Consider the following 19,033-nt stretch of genomic DNA (forward strand, 5'->3'; position numbering starts at 1 on the left):
ATGGCGGGACAGGATAGCGAGGCCGCGAGCGGCAACCTGGATTTCGACCCCGCCGCGCTGGCAGGTTTCCTCCAAGAGCGCTTCGGCGCCGGGGAGCTCGCCATCGAGCGCATCGGCGGCGGCCAGTCGAACCCGACCTATTTTGTCGATCATGGTGGGCAGCGCCTCGTGCTGCGCAAGCAGCCGGCCGGGCCGATCCTGCGCGGCGCGCATGCCATCGACCGGGAATATCGCGTTCTCGAAGCGCTGGGACCGACGAATGTCCCGGTGCCCCGCGCCGTGCTCTTTCACGCCGATCCCGAGCCGCTCGGCACGCCCTTCTACCTGATGGAGCGGCTGGAAGGCCGCGTCTTCCACGATTGTGCGTTGCCGGGATTGGAGCCGGCCGAGCGGCGCGGCATCTATCTCGGCATGGCCGAGGCGCTGGCGAAGCTCCATGCCGTCAGCCCGGATGCGGTCGGGCTTGGCGACTACGGCCGCCCCGGCAACTACTTCGAGCGCCAGATCGCCCGCTGGACCAGGCAGCTGCGCGAGTCGCCGGGCGAACGGATCGCGGAGCTGGATACTGTCGCGGACTGGCTGCCGGCACATCTGCCCCCCGATGACGGCCAAGTCTCCATCGCGCATGGCGATTACAGGCTCGGCAATCTGCTGTTCCACCCGACGAGGCCCGAGGTGATCGGCATTCTCGATTGGGAACTCTCGACGCTGGGCCATCCGCTCGCCGATCTCGGCTATTGCGCCATGCCCTGGCATACCGCCCCGGACGAGTATGGCGGCATCCTCGGGCTCGACGGCGCCGCGCTCGGCATCCCCACCGAGGCCGAGTTCCTCAGGCATTATTATGCGCATGCCGTGCCGACGGCTCCCTTGCTGCGCTTCCACCTCGTCTTCGCGCTGTTCCGTTTCGCCGTGATCTTCGTCGGCATCGCCGATCGTGTGCGGGCCGGATCGGCAGCAGGGACGAATGCTGCCGCGTTGGCGCCGCTGGCGCAGCGCTTTGCGCGGCGCGCCCTTGAGTCCATGGAAGGGCAGGGCGTCTTTCTCGGGCGAAGCGAAGCGTAGACCCGGGAATCTCAGGCCAGAGCGGGCAGTTTAAGAAACGGGCGGATCGAGCCCGCCTATGATGGCGCGTTCAAATCGCGTCGGTGGCGAGGCGGGGGCTCGTGTTGCTCGCGCTCTCATCCTTCAGCGCCACGCCGGAGAGCCCGCGCGCAAAGGCTGCCTCGACCAGCCAGGCCACGCGCGCCGCGGCCTCGGACGGTGCCAGACCCGCGCCATGTATATTGGAGACGCAGTTGCGCTCGCCGTCGTTGCGGCCCGGGCGCGGCGCGTGAGTGACATAGACCCCGAGGCTGTCGGGGCAGGAGAGGCCCGGTCGCTCACCGATCAGCAGCAACGTCAGGCGCGCGCCGAGGAGCGCGCCGATCTCGTCGCCGATCGCGACCCGGCCCTGCGAGACTATAACGGCCGGCGACGGCGACCAGCCATGACGCTGTGCGAGGGGCAGGAAAGCCGCCACGAAGTTTACCGCGTGGGCCTGGACGGCGCTCGCCGAAAGACCATCGGCGATGACGAGCGCGATATCGCAGCCCGTGCCGGCGCGGCTTTCCAAAAGGGCTCGGCTTTCGGAAATGAGGCTGCGGCCGAGATCGGGCCGCAGCAGGTAGGAGGCACGCCCGGCCGCGCGGCTCGCCACCTGGAAGCTATCGAGCCCGGGCGTTGCCAGTTTGGCCGCAAGTTTTCCGACATCGAGCTCGGCGTGGACGGCATCGCGCGCCTGTGCATGCGCTAGTGCGAAACGCAGCGTCTCGCGCGTGCCTAGCCCCGAGCCGGCACGGCCGATGCCGATGCGCGCCGGCGTCAGTGCCGACAGCCTTGGCCAGGGATCGGGCACGCTCACGCCACCAGCTCCGCCAGCGAGGTGACGAGGCGTGGCGCGCCGGCTTGGGCCAGAAGCCGGCCATCGGTTCCGGTCAGGCCCTGCTCCTGCAGCCAGCGCTCGAATTCGGGCGCGCGCTTCAGCCCGAGCAGGTCGCGGATATAGAGCTGATCGTGGAAGGAGGTCGACTGATAGTTCAGCATCACGTCGTCGGCGCCGGGCACGCCCATGACATAGGTGACGCCGGCGGCACCGAGCAGCGTCAGCAGCGCGTCCATGTCGTCCTGATCGGCTTCGGCGTGATTGGTGTAGCAGACGTCGCAACCCAGCGGCAGGCCCATCAGCTTGCCGCAGAAATGGTCTTCCAGCCCGGCGCGGGTGATCTGCTTGCCGTCATAGAGATATTCCGGGCCGATGAAGCCGACGACGGTGTTGACCAGCAGCGGATCGAAGGCCCGGCAAACCGCATAGGCGCGCGCCTCCAGGGTCTGCTGGTCGACACCGTGATGTGCCTCCGCCGAGAGCGCCGAGCCCTGCCCCGTCTCGAAATACATCAGGTTCTGTCCCAGCGTGCCGCGCTTGAGCGAGAGGCCGGCCTCGTAACCTTCGCGCAGCACCGCGAGATCGATGCCGAAGGAGCGGTTGGCGGCCTGCGTGCCAGCGACGGACTGGAAGACGAGGTCGACCGGTGCGCCGCGTCCGATCAATTCGATCGAGGAGGTGACATGGGTGAGCACGCAGCCCTGCGTCGGGATCTCGTAGCGCCGGATCACCTCGTCGAGCAGCTTGAGCAGGTCCGACAGCACGGCGAGATTGTCCGAGACCGGATTGATCCCGATGACGGCATCGCCGCAGCCATAGGACAGCCCGTCGATGATCGAGGCGGCGATGCCGCGGGGGGCGTCGGCAGGGTGGTTCGGCTGCAGGCGCACGGCCATGGTGCCGGGCAGGCCGATCGTGTTGCGGAAGCGGGTCACCACCCGGCATTTCCGCGCCACCGCGATGAGATCCTGCAAGCGCATGATCTTGGAGACGGCGGCCGCCATCTCCGGCGTGATGCCCCGCGCCAGCCTCGTCAGCGCCTCGGTCGAGGCTTCGTCCGAGAGCAGCCAGTCGCGAAAGCCTCCGACCGTCAGGCTGGCGACGGGCGCGAAGGCCGCGACATCATGGCTGTCGACGATCAGGCGGGTGACCTCGTCGGTCTCGTAGGGGACCAGCGCCTGCGACAGGAAGGTCGCGAGCGGCAGGTCGGCGAGGGCCATGCGGGCGGCCACGGCCTCTTCAGCAGATCGAGCCGCCAGCCCCGCGAGCTGGTCGCCGGAGCGCAGCGGCGTTGCCTTCGCCATGAGATCGCGCAGGTCGTCGAAGACATAGCTTCGCGAACCGATGACATGGCGATAGGCCATGCGCTTCACCTCTCTGCTGCCGGCGGGGCTGGTCGGCGTCCACGCGCGATCGATCGCCCGATCTTCAGCATGAATCGTGCCGGCGGGCAAAAGCTGGGGGTTGGCCTGCTCCGCAACGGGATCGCGCCTCCGGGCAGCCTGACGAGCGATCCAAGGCCGGCGGCGAGACGATGCGTCGGGAGATTTCAGGAAATCACCAGTATTCACCAATTTAGAATGATTAAAAACAGAGCGATTTGCTTTGATGGACCCCGCAAGACTGTGTAAGCGCGGGGGAGTTCTCGATAAGGACGGTTGTCATGTTTGTTCTGCCCCGGCTGACACGCCTGCTCTCGGTTGCCGCACTGGCTATTGCCGCCTTGTCGGCTTCGGCGCGGGCCGAGACGATCGAGGTCACCGATCTCGCCGGGCGCGTCGTCAAGGTTACGCGCGATCCATCGAAGATCGTGCTCAGCGAAGGCCGCCAGCTCTACACGCTGGCGATGCTGGACCGCGAGGATCCGTTCAAGCGCGTCGTGGGCTGGGGCAACGACCTGATCCAGAACGATCCGGGAGCCTGGGCGAAATATCTGGCGAAGTTCCCGAAGGCCAAGGACGTCGCCGATATGGGCAACCCCTTTGCGGCCGATGTCAGCATGGAGAAGATCGCCTCGCTCGGCACCGAGGTCTACATCCTCGACCTCTCCAACTACTTCAAGGCGCAGGAGACCGGCCTGCTCGGCAAGCTCGAGAAGGCTGGCATCGCCACGGTCTTCGTCGATTTCCGCCAGGATCCGACACAGAACGTGCTGCCGAGCGTGCAGTTGCTGGGCCGCGTGCTCGGCCGCGAGAAGGAGGCGAACGCCTTCGCCGACTACTACATGCAGCAGACCCGGCGCATCTATGCCCGCGTCGGCTCCATTCCCGACAAGAAGAAGCCGATGGTCTTCGTCGAGCGCGCTGCCGGCCTGCTGCCCTGCTGCGCCACCTTCGGCCCCTTCAATTTCGGCCGCTTCATCGAGGAAGCCGGTGGGCGCAACTGGGGCAGCCAGTTCTTCTCCGCCTTCCAGGCCGAGGCTGCGCAGGAGAAGGTGCTCTCCGACAATCCCGACGTCTATTTCCTGACCGGCGCCAACTGGTACGGCAGCAATCCCGGCAGCACCGCCGTCAGCCTCGGCTATGACGCCACGCCGGAGAAGGTCCAGAAGGAGATGTCAGCGCTGATGCAGCGGCCCGGCTTCCAGCAGCTCAAGGCGGTGCAGGGCAAGAAGGTGATGGCCTTCTACCACCAGTTCTACGATGCCCCGTATTACTTCGTCGCTGAGCTCGCCATGGCGAAGGAACTCTACCCGGACCTGTTCAAGGATCTCGATCCGGAGGTGGTGTTCAAGGAATTCCACGAGAAGTTCCTGCCGATCGCCTATTCCGGCGTGTTCTGGGCGAAGCTCCAGTGAGCGCGGCCTGAGGCGATGACGGCTGTCCTGCCCGTGCCGGCGACCGCGACTGCGGACTATCGCAAGCGCAATACGAAGCGCCTGAGGCTCGTGCTTCTCGGCGTTGTCGCGCTCGTCCTCGCGGTGGCGCTCGATGTCTCGATCGGGCCGGGCAATCTGCCGCTCGCCGATGTACTGCGCACGCTGGCCGATCCGCAATCGGCCACGCCGCGGCTGTCCGTCATCGTCTGGGATCTGCGTCTGCCGATCGCGCTGATGGCGCTCGCCGTCGGCGCGATGCTCGGCTTGAGCGGGGCGGGCATGCAGACCATCCTCGCCAATCCGCTGGCCGATCCCTTCACGCTCGGCGTATCCGCCGCCGCGACGGTCGGCGCCTCCGTCGCGATCGTCTTCGGCTGGAGCGTCATCCCCGGCGCCGGCGCCTTCATCGTCACGGCCAACGCCTTCGTCTTCGCGCTTGCCGCCTCGCTCGTCCTGTTCCTAATGACCAAGCTGCGCGGCGTCAGCGCCGAGACGATGATCCTCGTCGGCATCGCCCTGCTCTTCACCTGCAACGCCATCACGGCGCTGCTGCAGTATCGCTCCAACGAGGTGCAACTCACCCAGATCGTATTCTGGACGCTGGGCAGCCTCGCCCGCGCCACCTGGACCAAGGTCGGCGTCGCCGCCGTGCTGATCGGGCTGGCTCTGCCGTTCTTCCTGATGCGCGGCTGGGCGTTGACCGCGCTCCGGCTCGGCGACGAACGGGCGGAAAGCCTCGGCGTCCGCGTCGATCGCCTGCGGTTGGAAATCCTGATCGCGACCTCGCTGCTGGCCGCCGTCTCGGTCTCCTTCGTTGGCGGCATCGGCTTCATCGGGCTCGTCGGCCCGCATATTGCGCGGCTTTTGGTCGGCGAGGACCAGCGCTTCTTCCTGCCCGTGGCGACGATCGCGAGCGCGGTGCTGCTCTCGCTGGCTTCCACCGTCTCGAAGGTGATTACGCCGGGGGTGATCTATCCGATCGGCATCATCACGGCGCTGATCGGCGTGCCGTTCTTCATCAGCCTGGTCATGTCGATCCGCAACAAGGCAGCCTGACGATGGCGCTCGCGATCCGCGATCTCGATTTCCGTTACGGTTCGACGCCGGTCCTGCGCGGGCTCGGCACCGGCGACCTGCCGCGTGGCGAACTGACGGCGCTCGTCGGCCCGAACGGCTCCGGCAAGTCGACGATGTTCCGCTGTGCTGCCGGGCTGCTGCGGCCGCAAGCCGGCCATGTCAGCCTCGACGGCCATGACCTGGCCGGGCTCCCGCAGCGCGAGCGGGCGCGCAAGGTGTTCTACCTCTCGCAGGATACCGAGGCACGGGTCGTGCTCTCGGTCTTCGACATCATCCTGCTCGCCCGCAAGAGCCTGCATCGCGGCTTCGCGCTCGCGGCTTCGGCCGACGACACCCGCGCCGTCGAGGCGGTGATCGAGGAGCTCGGCCTCGGCCCCTTCGCCTCGCGCGATATCGCGACGCTCTCGGGCGGCCAGCGCCAGCTTGCGGCGATCGGCCAGGCGCTGGTGCGCGAGCCGGACGTGCTGCTGCTCGATGAGCCGACCAGCGCGCTGGACGTCCGCCGACAACTCGACGTCATGGCGACGATCCGCGACGCGACGCGCCGGCGCGGCATCGTGACGGTCGTGGCGATCCACGATCTGTCGCTCGCGGCCCGCTTCGCCGATCGCGTGCTGGTCATGAATGCCGGCCAAATCGCCCAGGCCGGTCAGCCTGAAAAGGTGCTTGCGCATCCCGCCGTTGCGGAGACATATGCGGTCGGCGTTCACCTTGAGCGCTCGGCCCGGGGCACCCTGCTGGTCGAGCCCTATATCCACGGTCAGTGAGCCATGTCCGCCCCCGCCTCGCACGACAACTTCACCCTGAAGGAAGAGATCCGCGCCTATTGGTCGGTTCGCGCCGAGAGTTTCGATCTCTCCTTCGGCCATGCGATCAAGTCGGATCGGGAGCTCAAGGCGTTCCAGCGCCTGATCGGCGATTCCTTCGGCCCCCGGCCTCTGGATGTGCTCGACCTCGCCTGCGGCACCGGCGAGATCACGCGCGCGCTGCTGTCGCTGGACCACCGCGTCACGGCGCTCGACTTTTCCGAGGCGATGCTCGAACGGGCCCGCGCCAAGCATGGCAAGAACGCCCGCTTCCGGCTCGGCGACGCCGAGCATCTGCTTGACGAGGATGCGAGCTATGACGCGGCGATCACCCGCCATCTCGTCTGGACGTTGACCGATCCGGAGGCCGCCTTCGCCGAGTGGTTCCGGGTTCTGCGCCCCGGTGGCCGCCTCCTCGTCATCGATGGCGACTGGATCAACCGCAGCCGCTGGCAGGCGCTGGTCAACCGCTTCGGCAACTGGCTGCGCGACAAGCGCGGCGCGCCCGTCCACCAGATCGATGCCGACACCCATGCCTCGATCGCCCAGCGCTTCTATTTCAAGGACGGGCTGAGCCGGCAGCGCCTGGAAGACATGCTGAAGGCGGCTGGCTTCGTCGATATCGCGCCGGCCGACTACATCCAGGTCGTGCGCGAGCAGCAGCGCGCCGCGCCGCTGCATGATGCGATCCGGCTGTCGTCCTCGACCCGCTTCGCCCTCCTCGCCCGGAAGCCCTCGGCATGACCGCGAAGCCGGACTGGGACGCCGCGCAATATCTGCGCTTCGAGGACGAGCGCACGCGGCCGCCCGCCGATCTTCTTGCCCGCGTGCCGCTGAACGAGCCGAAGCGCTGCATCGATCTCGGCTGCGGCCCCGGCAACAGCACAGAGCTGGTCGCGGCGCGCTTCCCGCATGCCGTGACGGAGGGGCTCGATTCCTCGCCGGACATGCTGGAGAAGGCGCGCAACCGCCTGCCGGACCTGTCCTTCGTGCTGGGCGATGTCGCGACCTGGTCCGACGCCGCCGGCTACGACCTGATCTTCGCCAATGCCGTCCTGCAATGGCTGCCTGACCACGAGGCGCTGTTCCCGCGGCTGGCACGCTCGCTGGCGCCGGGCGGCTGCCTCGCCGTGCAGATGCCGAACAATCTCATGGAGCCCTCGCATGTCGCGATGCGGGAGGTCGCCGCTGAAGCGCCGTGGGCCGAGAAGCTCGCAACCGCCAAGGCGGAGCGGTCGGCGATCGGCTCCTTCGGTGATTATCGGCGCTGGCTCGCAGCCGCCGGCTGCCGGGTCGATATCTGGCAGACCACCTATGTGCACGCGCTGGCCGGGATCGAAGCTATCGCCGAATGGTTCAAGTCGACCGGGCTGAAGCCCTATCTCGACCGTTTGACGCCGGCTGAGCGCGAGATCTTCATCGAGCGCTATCTGGAGCATATCGCCCCCGGCTATCCGGTCGAGAGCGAAGGGAAGGTGCTGCTGCGCTTCCCGCGCCTGTTCATCGTCGCCGTTCGCGAAGGCTGACCGCGGCCAGGATCAGGCCTTGGCTGCCTCCGCCTTCTTGGCGGCGACGTGTTCCTCGTCGGTCGCGCCGTTGCGCCAATAGCTGACGACGAGATGCTGGTCGCGCTCCGGCCGCAGCTTGCCGCGCGCCGCCGCCCGGATCTCCCGGAAACCGCCATGCTCCATCGCCGCCCAGAGATAGGTGGCCGGCCCTTCCGCTTGCCAGTCGAGCGCCGCGAAAGCTTCCTGCAATAGCGGCAGGCTGCCGGGCGCCGCATCGCCGCGATGCAACCAGGTCACGGCAATGCCCGCCGGATGGCGCAGCGGCTGCTCCTCGCCGGCATTGGCGACTTCGAAGAAGGCCTGCCCCACAGCCTCAGGGGGCAGGTTCTCCAGCATGCGCGCCGCCGCTGGAAGCCCGGTCTCGTCCGCGAGGAAGACGTAGCGCTCGGCGGTCTTGAGGCCGCGCCCGCCGGGCCCGCCCATCCCGACCAGATCGCCCGTCTTGGCCCGCATCGCGAAGGCCGAACCGGGGCCGGCATCCTCGTGCAGGACGAAGTCGACCGCCAGCGTGCCGGCCGCAGAATCGATCTCGCGGATCGTGTACTTCCGGACGATAGGGCGCGATTCGGCGGGCGGCTGCAGCAGGAGGCCGTCATCGCCGACCATCGGCCAGCTCGGCGCCGTCACACCCTCGGGCGGGATGAACAGCCGCACATGCAGCGCATCGATCTTGTCGAAGCGGGCGAGATTCTCGCCGCGGAAACGGATGCGGCGCATATGCGGTGTGATCGTCTCGACGCCGGTCACGGCCAGCACCCGGAAATCGGCCGGCAGTGCCGGGCCCGTGCCGTCGCCGACCCAGCGCATTTCCGGCGCGGCGCCCTTCGGGGCGAATTCGATGACATGGCTGGCGATCGCGCGCTTCATCTCCTGCAGCGCCGCCACATCCGGTGCCTCGACCGTGACGTCGAGCGCGGCGGCCGAGAGGCCGATGCGCGCCCGGCTGGCATCGAGCACGATCACCGTCGCGCCCTCCTGCTCGCTGATCACGGCCTCATGCTCGACGAGATGCGCGCAGAGCGGCCTCAGGACGCTTTCCGGATCGGCCAATGCGATCCGGGTCGAGGTAGCCAGCATGATGATCTCCGTCAGGGTTTGCCGGCTGCCGGGGCCGCGATCCACAGCGTCCCGTCGAGCGGAATGGCCGAGAAGCGCGCGCCCTCCGCAAGCGTAGCGGCCGGGTCGATGTCGCGAAAACGCTCAGGATGGAGCCATTTCGCCAGCGCCTCGATGGCGACGACATGCAGCGGCGTGTCGTTGAAGAGGTGCCAGAAGCCGAAGGCGCGCCGCTTCTCGATGGCCGTGAGCGTCGACAGAGATGGTGTCGCGAGCAGCTTGGCGAAGCTCGCTTCGGCATCGGCTTCGCCGATGCCGAGGCCGAGCACCAGCCCGCCGAGCTTCGCCAGATGTGTGCCGCCGGTCGCGACATAGACGTCGGGGTCGGCGCTGATGAGCTGCTCCAGCCCGATCTGCCCGGTTGCGCCCGGCAGCATCGCGGCGGCGATGTTGCGGCCGCCCGCGGCGTGGACGAATTCGTTGAAGGTGCCCTGGCCGGCGGTCATGCAGCAATCGTAGCCGCCGGCATGAGCATGGACGAAGACGGAGGGCCGGGTTGCGCCCGCGACGCGGCTCGCGACGCGCTGCATCCGCTCCTCGTAGAACGCGATCAGCTTGTCCGCCTGCTCATCGCGGCCGATGAGCCGCCCGAGCGCCCGCAGGCTCGGCACGGTGTCGCGCAGCGGCTCCAGGAAGAAGTCGACGACCACGACCGGAATGCCCGCGCCCTCCAGCTTCTCGACGAGATCGCCCGGGCCGCGGCGGGTGCCGGCGAGCGAGCGGCTGAGCACGACGAGATCCGGCCCGAGCGCGATCGCCCGCTCCAGCGAGAAACCGTTAGCCGTTCCCCCGTCGCCGACGATGGGAAGCGCGTCGATCGCCGGAAACCGCGCCCGGTAGCGGGCGAGCGCATCGGCGTTCTGGCGTTCGAGGTCGTTGCCCCAGCCGGCGAGCAGGCTGACCGGATCGGGATGGAGCAGGCCGAGCGCATTGAGCTGCCGGCCTTGTGCCAGCACGATGCGCCTTGCCGGCGCAGCCAGCCTGACGGTGCGGCCGAGCACATCGGTCGCCGTGACCGGTTCGCTCGCCCTTGCGGACAGAACCGGCAAGGCCAGACCGGCCAGAAGCAGCGTTCGCCTGTCGATCGTCATGCGGCTGCGACCTTGTCCTGTGCCGTCCCGGTCAACGCGAAGGCCACGGCCCGCGACAGCATCGCCGGGATCACCGAGACGTGGTTCTCGCCCGGGAATTCCACGAACTCGCAGGCCACCCGGCCGGAGGCTCTGAGGCGCTCGGCCATCTCCGCGGCGTTGTCGCGCATGCGGGCTCGCGCCAGTCGCTCGGCTCGCTGCGCGCCCACGGCGAGCCCCGGCCCTTGCTCCAGACCGCCTACTGTCATCAAGAGCCGTCCGGCGCGGGGCGTGCCGAGGCGGAAGGCGTCCTCGCTCGCCAGGATCGCGCGATCCTGCCACCAGATCGACGGGCTGCCGGCGACATGGGCTTCGAAGAGACCGGGCCGGTTGAAGCAGGCATGGAGCGCGAACAGCCCGCCATAGGAATGGCCGACCAGCGTGCGCCGGGCCCGGTCGAGCGGGGCGAGGCGTTCGACGAGGGGAAGGATTTCGCCCGCAATCATGTCGAGGAACCGGTTGGCGCCATCAGGCACGGGCAGCAGGTCGCGCTGGCGGCGCTCCGCATCGAAGGGCTGACCGCCGGGATAGCCGATGCCGATGATCACGGCGGGGCTCACCCCGGTCGCTTCTGGCCTCAGCGCCTGCAGGTTTGCGGCGGCTAGGGCCGTCGCGAACAGAGCATGGCCGTCGACAAGTATCATCGCCGGGAAGCCGCTTGGTGGGGCGGGGTCGGGTGGTATCGAGATCAGCAGCCGATAGCGCGATCCGTCCCGGGCCTCGAAGTCACGCTGCCAGGCCTGCGGCAGCATGACCGGCTGAAGCTCCGCATCTGATCCGTTCGGCTGCTGCACGCTCGACCTCACCAGCGATAGGATAGCGTCGCCAGGACGGTGCGGCGCAGGCCGAAGGAGCACTGCACGGCGGCGTAACAGCCGGCGATGTACTCCTTGTCGAAGAGGTTCTGGGCGTTCACCTGCAGCTTCCAGGCCTTCATCGACGGGTTCAAGGCGCCGAAATCATAGCTGATCATCGCATCGAACAGCGTGTAGTCGGGGGTGAAGAAGGTGTTGCCGGGATCACCGGCGCCTTCGCCGACATAGCGCACGCCGCCGCCGAGACCGAGGCCGGCCAGAGGCCCGGTCTTGAAATTGTAGAGCGCCCAGAGCGAGGCCATGTGGCGCGGCACCACCGTCGGGCGCTTGCCCAGGTCGACGCCGTTGCTCCTGGTCACCTCGGCATCGGTATAGGCATAGGCGGCCACGAGGTCGAAATTGTCGAAGAGCGTGGCGCGTGCCTCGACCTCGACGCCGCGGGCGCGAACCTCGCCGGTCTGGATCTGGAAGCCGACATTGTTCGGGTCGGTGGTGGCGACGTTGGTCTGGGTGAGCTGGTAGACCGCGGCCTGGAAGGAGGCGTTCCAGCCGGTCGGCTCGTATTTGAAGCCGGCCTCGTACTGTTCGCCTTCGGTCGGCTTGAAGGCCTGGCCGCCGAAGGTGGTGCCGGCCACCGGCTCGAAGGAGGTCGAATAGCTCGCATAGGGCGCGAAGCCATTGTCGAAATTATACATCAGCGCGACGCGGCCGGTGCGGGCCGTATCGTCCTGCTTTGTCAGGACGCCCGTGTTGACGGCCCGGGTGCGCGCTTCGGCCCGGTCGAACCGGCCGCCGACCAGCAGGGAGAGCCGGTCGAGCTTGATCTGGTCCTGAAGGTAGACGCCGTACTGCTCGGTCGTCTGCTTGGTCAGCGGCGTGGCCGGCAGCGCGAAGGGCACGCGTCCGTAGACCGGGTTGGTGAAGTCGAGCGTCTGCACGGTGCCGCCCGCTCCGGTGCGGGCCGAGCCGTCCATCCAGTAGCCGTCGACGCCGAAGAGCAGCTTGTGGGTCAGCGGTCCCGTGCGGAAATCGGCCTGGAGCTGGTTGTCGATGCCGGCGGTCCGGGCATTCTCGTTCGACACGGTGACACGGCGGTTCAGCGTCTTCTGGTCGGCGGCGATGCTCGCGACCGCGACGGTCCGGAACCGCGATTCGAGGTCGGAGAGCCGGACATTCTGGCGGAAGGTGAAGACGTCGTTGAAGCGGTGCTCGAACTCGTAGCCGGCGTTGAGCTGGTTGCGGCTATAGCCCTCGAAACGCGGCTCACCCGGGAAGAACTCGCTGCGGATGCGGCCGGCGCGGCTCGGCAGCACGGTGCCGACGGCCGGGATGAAGCCGTAGAACCCGGTTTCGGGGTCGCGCTGGAACGAGGTCAGCAGCGTGAAGGAGGTCGCCCCGTTCGGCCGGTAGGTCAGCGAGGGCGCGATGAAGATGCGTTCCTCGCGAGTGTAGTCGACCTGGGTGTCGGCGGCGCGGCCCAAGCCGACGACGCGATAGGTCCAGGTCTTGTCGGGGGTGACGGGGCCGCCGAAATCGAAGGCCATCTGCGCCCGTTCATAGCTGCCGAACTGGAGTTGGACCTCGCCATGGGCCTCCTCCTTCGGCTTCTTGCTGACCATGTTGACGATGCCGCCGGGCTTGACCTGCCCGAAGACCACCGAGGAAGGCCCGCGCAGAACCTCGACCCGCTCCAGCCCCCAGGGCTCGTAGGCCGGCACGAGGAAGTTGACGCCGCGCTGGTAGCGCAGCCCGTCGAGATTGTTGATGAAGCCGGCGCCACCGCCGCTGCCGCCGAAGCCGCGGATGAAGGCGCTGTCGTAGCGACCCGAGGACAGGCGGGTCTCGGCGAGCACGCTGGCGGTGTAGCGCAGGGCCTGGCCGACGCTCTGCGCGCTCTGGTCGTCCATCTGCTGGCGCGTGACCACGGTGACGGACTGCGGGGTCTCGATCAGCGGCGTATCGGTCTTGGTGGCGGTGTCGCTGCGCCGGGCGACATAGCCGTTCACCGGGCCGCCGGCCTGCTCGCCCTGAACCTGGATGGTGTCGAGGCTGATTGCGTTGCCGTTCTGTGTCGGCGCGCCGCTCTGCCCGAAGGCTGCGCCCGACCAGCCGGCGACGATGGCCGCCACTGCGACGCCGGCCCGTCTCGCCGCGCGATTGCCGATGATGATCCCGGTCATGCCCATATTCCTGCCCCGGGCGCCAGTTGCGCCCCATACCGGGGTTCTTTCAGGAAGCCGGCCATACCGGCAACGCAGCTGACTTTCGATCGCGGCAGTATTTCTTTCGGTCGCGTTTCGAACGCATCCAAGCAGGAAAAGCAGCTCCGGCGCATCGCGTCTGCTCAGCGCAGGGCGCTGGGCGCGATACCGAACCGCTTCCGGAAAAGCCCGGAAAAATGAGCGGGGCTGTAGCCGACGCGGAAAGCGGCGACGGCGACGTTCGCCTCGCCGCTCGCGATCATGGCATAGGCCTGCTGGAGCCTGTGCTCCTGCAGATATTCGAAGACGCTGGTGCCGAACTCGGCCCGGAAGGCGGCCGTGAGCTTGGTCGGGTTGAGGCCGCTCAATCGTGCGAGCTCCGCCAGGCTCGGCGGCTCCTGAACCGCTTCGAGCAGCAGGTCGCGCACGGTATGGACCTGCTCGCGCAGGCGTGGATTGAGTCGTGCGGGGCGCGGCGGCCGCTCGCCGAGCATGCGGTCCAGCACCAGCGCGCCGAGTTCGAGCGCCTTGCCGGCGAGATAGAGCGGACGCAGGGCTTCGCCCACCGGGCAGTCGGCCATCTGGAGCGCCAGGGCGCGGACCGGCGCATCCGCAGGGCGCACCCAGAACCCGGCATCGCCGGCGCAGGCCTGCCGTGCAGCCTTCGCGACGGCCTCGCCGAATTCGCGCGCGACGAAGTCGAAATCGAACTGCATCAGCGCATAGCGCAGCTCGCCATCGGCTAGCCCGGTGCGCTGCTGCACGTGATCGCCGCCATTCGCGGCGACGAGGACCGCCGGGCCGTCGAGCACCACGGCCGGGCGGTCGTCCAGCTCAAGTGCCTGCCGACCCTCCAGCATCACGGCAACCTTCAGCCCCGGTCGCATCGGCCCCGTGACGCGCTCGCCCTCATGGATGAAGAACGAGCCGGCGGAGAGCGAGAGATTGCGCGAGAACAGCTCCAGGCTTGCGGAAGGCAATCGTGCGGAACTGGAACGGACGGACATCGCGACCCCTGGGAAGATCGCTCCAGCTTAGGGTATCAGGGAAAGAAAATCAATAAAATCAATACTTTAAATAGATTCTAAGGTTCGGATGGCCCCTGCGGGAGCGGGAGCCGCGCAGCAATGCGGGCTCGCGCCTAGAGATAGGGCGGGGTGCAGGCGCTGACGACGATGCAGCGGTTCGTCCCGATATTGCGGAAACGATGCGGGATGCGGCTGTCGAAGAGATAGGCGTCGCCCGGGGTCAGCACCTTGATCTGGTCGCCGACCGTGACTTCGAGTTCGCCGGAAAGGACGACCCCGCCTTCGTGGGAATCGTGCTTCAGCATCGCGATCCCGGTGTCGGCGCCCGGCTCGTAGGATTCGTGCAGGATCTGCAGGTTGTGCGCCTGGGCATCGCCGACCTGGCGGAAGGACATCTGCCCCTGGCTTTCGCCGCCATTGACCTGGTGCAGGCGGGACGTCAGGTCGAGCAGGTCGGGCGCCTCGAAGAACACCTTGTCCTTGGGGGTTCTGTCTTCGTCAAAAAAATTCACCATGCTCATGGGAATGCCGTCGAGAATCTTGCGGAGCGAAGCGACCGACGGACTGTTCCGATTCTGCTCGATCAGCGAGATCAGGCTATGCGTCACGCCGGAGCGCGCGGCGAGTTCGCGCTGGGAAAGTCCCGCGGTGAGCCTGATTTCCTTCAACCTGCCGCCGACATCAAAGCTCATGGCCGTCCTCCGTCCCCATTCTCAGCGCCTTTTTCATTTCTGCGCATGATCCAAGAGGCGCCTGCGCGGCAGCCCTTGCCTTGCTCAATATTCTGAGCAATGCTGCACGGAAGCCAATAAGAAATTAGTGTCTTGGGGAACAGGCGAAGTGGATTAGTTTTCGCGATCAAAGCGCACCGTTCAGATAAAAAATCCAGTCCTGTCCGACAGGGCCGCGCGGAGGCGAGCTTTCGTTCCGCGCGACGGTAGATGCTTGTCCGAATACTAGGCACTCGCCAATGCCTGCGACGAGAATTCAACAGCGAAAGCAGGGGTAAGCAGGGTCAATGACGCAAGCCGAGACCGTTTTGTTGAATGGCCGCATCTTCTGCGGCTTGGCGGAAGGCTTCGCCGAGGCATTGGCGATCGGAGACGGCAAGGTGCTGGCCGCGGGTTCGGCCGCCGAGATCGCCGCGCTCCAGGGCGCCGGAACGAAAATCGTCGATCTCGCCGGCCGCATCGCCATCCCCGGCCTCAACGATGCGCATATGCACCTGCTGCCGCTTGGCCTCGCCATGAGCGAGGTCAATCTGCGCCCCGAGGAAGGCGTCAACAGCATCGACGAAATCCTGCGCCGCGTCGCGGTTGCCGCCAAGGGCAGGAAGCCTGGCGAATGGGTCACCGGCCGCGGCTATGATCACAACGAGCTCGCCGAGGGACGCCATCCGACGGCTGAGGAACTGGATCGCGTCGCGCCGGACAATCCCGTCTACATCAAGCGCACCTGCGGCCATGTCGGTGTCGTCAACAGCCGCGCCATGGCGGCGGCGGGCATCGGCCACAACACGCCCAGCCCCGACGGCGGCCTGATCGAGCGTCGTGACAACAAGCTCACCGGCCTGCTGGCCGAAAGCGCGATGCGCCTGATCGTCGAGGCGATGCCGCGGCCGAGCGCTGCCGAATTGAAGGCCGCGATCGAGAAGGCCGGGCACTACATGCTGTCGCAGGGCTTCACCAGCGTGATGGATGCCGGCGTCGGCATGCTCGCCGGCATGGCCGAGATCGAGGCCTATGAGGAGGTCGCCCGCGCCGGCACGCTTCCGGTGCGCACCTGGGTCTGCATTTACGGCAATTCTGACGGCATCGGCGACGAGGCCCACGCCGCCGGCTATCGCTTCGGCCGCGAGACCGGCCTGCTGCGCTACGGCGCGATGAAGGTGTTCGGCGATGGCAGCGCCGGCGGCCTGACGGCGGCGATGAGCGAAGCCTATCTGGTCGGGGATCCCGAAAACCGCGGCATCTTCATTTATTCCGACAAGGATATGCACGGCTATCTCGCGCATTATCACAAGCTCGGCTACCAGCTCGCCATCCATGCGATCGGCGATGCCGCGATCGAGCAGGTGCTGTCCGGCATCGAGAAGGCCGACAGCGCCGAGCATCCGATCCGCGGGCGCCGCCATCGCATCGAGCATTGCGGCTTCCTGACCGACGGACAGCTCGCGCGCATGGCCGCCGCCGGCATCGATCCCGTGCCGCAGCCGGCCTTCATCTACGAGTTCGGCGATCTCTACGTGATCAATCTCGGCCAGAGCCGCGCCGATGCCTCCTACCCCATGCGCAAATGGCTCGATGCCGGCCTCCATGCCGCGGCGAGCTCTGACGCCCCGGTCTGCGCCACCGACCCGTTCAAGAACCTCTTCACGATGGTCACTCGCCAGACCAAGCGCCACACCGAGATCGGCGGCGCCGAGCGGCTGAGCATGGAAGAGGCGGTGCATGCCTATACGGCGCTCGGTGCCTACACCCAGTTCGCCGAGGACAAGCTCGGCCGGCTGGTGCCGGGCCAACTCGCCGATATCGCCGTGCTCTCGCACGATATTTTCGCGGTCCCGGTCGAAGCGGTCGAGAACGAGGTTCGCTGCGACCTGACCCTGCTCGGTGGTGAGGTCGTGTTCGATCGTCACGGCCAGCTCGCAGCCGCCGCGCAATAAGGGAGGCGTCTTCATGCTGCGGCACGCGCTGCAAAGGCTGCTGCTCGTCCTGCCGGTTCTGCTCGGCGTGCTGCTGATCGGCTTCCTGCTGATGCAGGTGGTGCCGACCGATCCGGCGCAGGTCCGCGCCGGCCCGACCGCGACCCAGGACGTGGTCGAGGCCATTCGCCAGGAACTGGGGCTGAACCAGCCGCTCTGGAAGCAGTTCCTGATCTATATCGGCCGCCTCGCACAGGGCGATCTGGGCGTCTCCATCATCAACAACGTCCCCGTCGTGCAGGAGCTCGGCAACACCATCGGGCCGACGCTCGAGCTGATGTTCGCTTCGCTGATCTGGGCCATCCCGCTCGGCATGCTGCTGGGCACGGCCGGCGCCTATTTCCGCGGCTCGCTGCTCGACCGCGCGATCATGGCGGTCTCGGTCGCCGGCGTTTCGCTGCCGGTCTTCTTTCTCGGCCTCGGCCTGATCTGGCTCTTCGGCTTCAAGTATCCGATCCTGCCCTTCACGGGCCGCACCGGTCCGCTCTGGACCTGGGAAGGCATCCAGGGCGTCATCCTGCCGGCGATCACGCTCGGCGGCGTCTTCGTCGGTCCGGTCGCCCGCATGACCAGGACCTCCGTGCTCGACGAGCTCGGCGCCGACCATGTCCGCACCGCCCGCGCCAAGGGGCTGGCCGAGGTCGTCGTCCTGGTCAGGCACACGCTGCGCAACGCGCTCGTGCCGGTCGTCACCCTGATCGGCCTGCAGATCGGCTTCCTGCTCGGCGGCGCCGTCGTCACGGAAACGGTGTTCAGCTGGCCCGGCATCGGCCGGCTCGCGGTCGGCGCCATCCTGTCGAGCGATCTGCCGATGGCGCAGGGCACGATCATCGTGCTCTCGCTCGGCTTCATCCTGGTCAATCTCACGGTGGACGTCCTTTATGCTGTGCTCGATCCGAGAGTGAGGGGCGCCTGATGAGTTCCGCTATCAGCCCGCTCCAGCCCGGCGCCAGCGCGGTGGAAGCCGCCGTCAGCGTCGCTGCCGCCACGCCCGTCCGCCGCAAGACGGTGCTCAGGATGCTGCTGTCCGATGTCGGCGCCTGCATCGCGCTCGCCCTCGTCGTTCTCGCCATCCTCGGCGCTGTGTTCGCGCCCTGGCTCGCGCCGACCGACCCTTATGGCAACGATCTCGCCAACACGCTGAAGCCGCCGGGCGAAGCCGGCCTGCTCGGCACCGATGGCCAGGGCCGCGACATGATCACCCGTCTGCTCTACGGCCTGCGGACGACGCTGCTCATGGGCGTGGCTTCCGTCGCCTTCGGCTGCATCATCGGCGGCGTCATAGGCTTCGCGGCGGCCTATTACCCGAAGCTGTCCGGCCTCCTGATGCGCTTGATGGACGTGCTCCTGTCCTTCCCGGCCATCCTGTTCGGCCTCGCCATCGCGGCGATCTTCGGCCCCGGTCTGACGGCGGTCATCATCGCGCTCTCGATCGCGACCGTGCCGCTGATGGCCCGCGTCGTGCGCGGCTCGGCGCTGGTGGTGCTGCAGCAGGGCTATATCGAGGCGGCCCGCTCGCTCGGCCTCAGCGATCTGCGCATCATCCTGCGCTACGTGCTGCCGAACTGCCTGTCGGCGATGTTCGTCTTCGTCACCCTGCGCTTCGGCCAGGTCATCCTGCTCGGCGCCGCCCTCTCCTTCCTCGGGCTCGGGGCCCAGCCGCCGACCGCCGAGCTCGGCGCCATGGCCGCCGACGGCCGCAATTTCCTGTTCTTCGCGCCGCATGTCTCGGTCCTGCCGAGTCTCGCGATCTTCGCGGTCGTGCTCGCCTTCAACGTCCTCGGCGATGCGCTGCGGGACGCCCTCGATCCCAAGCTGCGGAAATAGCAGCAGACATCAACCAAGA

The 19,033-nt window shown here is 67.5% G+C and carries 17 protein-coding genes; 9 read left to right on the forward strand and 8 right to left on the reverse strand.

Annotated elements, in window-relative coordinates:
- Positions 1 to 1,065, forward strand: coding sequence for a phosphotransferase family protein (locus NWE53_RS20125; RefSeq protein ID WP_265051127.1), 1,065 nt, complete (start codon positions 1 to 3; stop codon positions 1,063 to 1,065).
- A 70-nt stretch (positions 1,066 to 1,135) separates the two neighbouring features.
- On the opposite strand, the gene eutC is transcribed toward NWE53_RS20125, so the two are convergent.
- Positions 1,136 to 1,903: an ethanolamine ammonia-lyase subunit EutC gene (gene eutC / locus NWE53_RS20130; RefSeq protein WP_265051128.1), complete on the reverse strand. Its 768-nt coding sequence runs from the start codon at positions 1,901 to 1,903 to the stop codon at positions 1,136 to 1,138.
- Positions 1,900 to 3,288, reverse strand: a complete 1,389-nt coding sequence (locus tag NWE53_RS20135; RefSeq protein ID WP_265051129.1) for an ethanolamine ammonia-lyase subunit EutB — start codon at positions 3,286 to 3,288, stop codon at positions 1,900 to 1,902. The genes eutC and NWE53_RS20135 overlap by 4 nt, the downstream gene beginning before the upstream one ends.
- Before the next feature lie 299 nt (positions 3,289 to 3,587).
- Here NWE53_RS20135 and NWE53_RS20140 point away from each other — a divergent pair, with 299 nt between their 5' ends.
- From NWE53_RS20140 to tam, 5 genes are read left to right on the forward strand one after another with little or no spacing between them, the layout of a single operon-like run.
- Positions 3,588 to 4,721 carry an ABC transporter substrate-binding protein gene (locus NWE53_RS20140; RefSeq protein WP_265051130.1) on the forward strand — a complete coding sequence of 378 codons (1,134 nt, stop codon included), beginning with the start codon at positions 3,588 to 3,590 and terminating at the stop codon, positions 4,719 to 4,721.
- A 15-nt stretch (positions 4,722 to 4,736) separates the two neighbouring features.
- Positions 4,737 to 5,798: a FecCD family ABC transporter permease gene (locus NWE53_RS20145; RefSeq protein ID WP_265051131.1), complete on the forward strand. Its 1,062-nt coding sequence runs from the start codon at positions 4,737 to 4,739 to the stop codon at positions 5,796 to 5,798.
- Between the two features lie 2 nt (positions 5,799 to 5,800).
- Positions 5,801 to 6,586, forward strand: coding sequence for an ABC transporter ATP-binding protein (locus NWE53_RS20150; RefSeq protein WP_265051132.1), 786 nt, complete (start codon positions 5,801 to 5,803; stop codon positions 6,584 to 6,586).
- 3 nt (positions 6,587 to 6,589) lie between these two features.
- Positions 6,590 to 7,369, forward strand: coding sequence for a class I SAM-dependent methyltransferase (locus NWE53_RS20155; RefSeq protein WP_265051133.1), 780 nt, complete (start codon positions 6,590 to 6,592; stop codon positions 7,367 to 7,369).
- Entirely contained in the window at positions 7,366 to 8,151 is a 786-nt protein-coding gene (gene tam, locus NWE53_RS20160; protein ID WP_265051134.1) for a trans-aconitate 2-methyltransferase, read from the forward strand. Before NWE53_RS20155 ends, tam begins: the two co-directional genes overlap by 4 nt.
- A 12-nt stretch (positions 8,152 to 8,163) precedes the next feature.
- Here tam and NWE53_RS20165 read toward each other — a convergent pair whose 3' ends face one another.
- The 6 genes from NWE53_RS20165 to NWE53_RS20190 form a co-directional block, all read right to left on the reverse strand.
- Positions 8,164 to 9,270 (reverse strand): siderophore-interacting protein, encoded by a 1,107-nt coding sequence (locus NWE53_RS20165; RefSeq protein ID WP_265051135.1) that lies wholly within the window; start codon positions 9,268 to 9,270, stop codon positions 8,164 to 8,166.
- A gap of 11 nt (positions 9,271 to 9,281) precedes the next feature.
- On the reverse strand, positions 9,282 to 10,400 hold the full coding sequence (locus NWE53_RS20170; RefSeq protein ID WP_265051136.1) for an ABC transporter substrate-binding protein: 1,119 nt from the start codon (positions 10,398 to 10,400) through the stop codon (positions 9,282 to 9,284).
- Positions 10,397 to 11,233 (reverse strand): alpha/beta hydrolase, encoded by an 837-nt coding sequence (locus tag NWE53_RS20175; protein WP_265051137.1) that lies wholly within the window; start codon positions 11,231 to 11,233, stop codon positions 10,397 to 10,399. The genes NWE53_RS20170 and NWE53_RS20175 overlap by 4 nt, the downstream gene beginning before the upstream one ends.
- Before the next feature lie 8 nt (positions 11,234 to 11,241).
- A complete protein-coding gene (locus NWE53_RS20180; protein ID WP_265051138.1) occupies positions 11,242 to 13,434 on the reverse strand; it encodes a TonB-dependent siderophore receptor in 2,193 nt (730 codons plus the stop codon).
- A 164-nt stretch (positions 13,435 to 13,598) separates the two neighbouring features.
- A complete protein-coding gene (locus tag NWE53_RS20185) occupies positions 13,599 to 14,462 on the reverse strand; it encodes a helix-turn-helix transcriptional regulator (RefSeq protein WP_265051139.1) in 864 nt (287 codons plus the stop codon).
- A 134-nt stretch (positions 14,463 to 14,596) separates the two neighbouring features.
- Positions 14,597 to 15,175: a cupin domain-containing protein gene (locus NWE53_RS20190; protein ID WP_265051140.1), complete on the reverse strand. Its 579-nt coding sequence runs from the start codon at positions 15,173 to 15,175 to the stop codon at positions 14,597 to 14,599.
- 326 nt (positions 15,176 to 15,501) lie between these two features.
- Between NWE53_RS20190 and NWE53_RS20195 the strand changes: the two genes are divergently transcribed.
- Genes NWE53_RS20195 through NWE53_RS20205 form a run of 3 tightly spaced genes read left to right on the forward strand, consistent with a single transcriptional unit; the run spans position 15,502 to position 19,014 of the window.
- Positions 15,502 to 17,148, forward strand: coding sequence for an amidohydrolase (locus NWE53_RS20195; protein WP_265051141.1), 1,647 nt, complete (start codon positions 15,502 to 15,504; stop codon positions 17,146 to 17,148).
- Positions 17,149 to 17,161: 13 nt separating this feature from the next.
- Entirely contained in the window at positions 17,162 to 18,103 is a 942-nt protein-coding gene (locus NWE53_RS20200) for an ABC transporter permease (RefSeq protein WP_265051142.1), read from the forward strand.
- On the forward strand, positions 18,103 to 19,014 hold the full coding sequence (locus tag NWE53_RS20205) for an ABC transporter permease (protein WP_265051143.1): 912 nt from the start codon (positions 18,103 to 18,105) through the stop codon (positions 19,012 to 19,014). Before NWE53_RS20200 ends, NWE53_RS20205 begins: the two co-directional genes overlap by 1 nt.
- The last annotated feature ends 19 nt before the right edge of the window (positions 19,015 to 19,033 follow it).

It is taken from the genome of Bosea sp. NBC_00550, assembly GCF_026020075.1.
Lineage (GTDB): Bacteria > Pseudomonadota > Alphaproteobacteria > Rhizobiales > Beijerinckiaceae > Allobosea.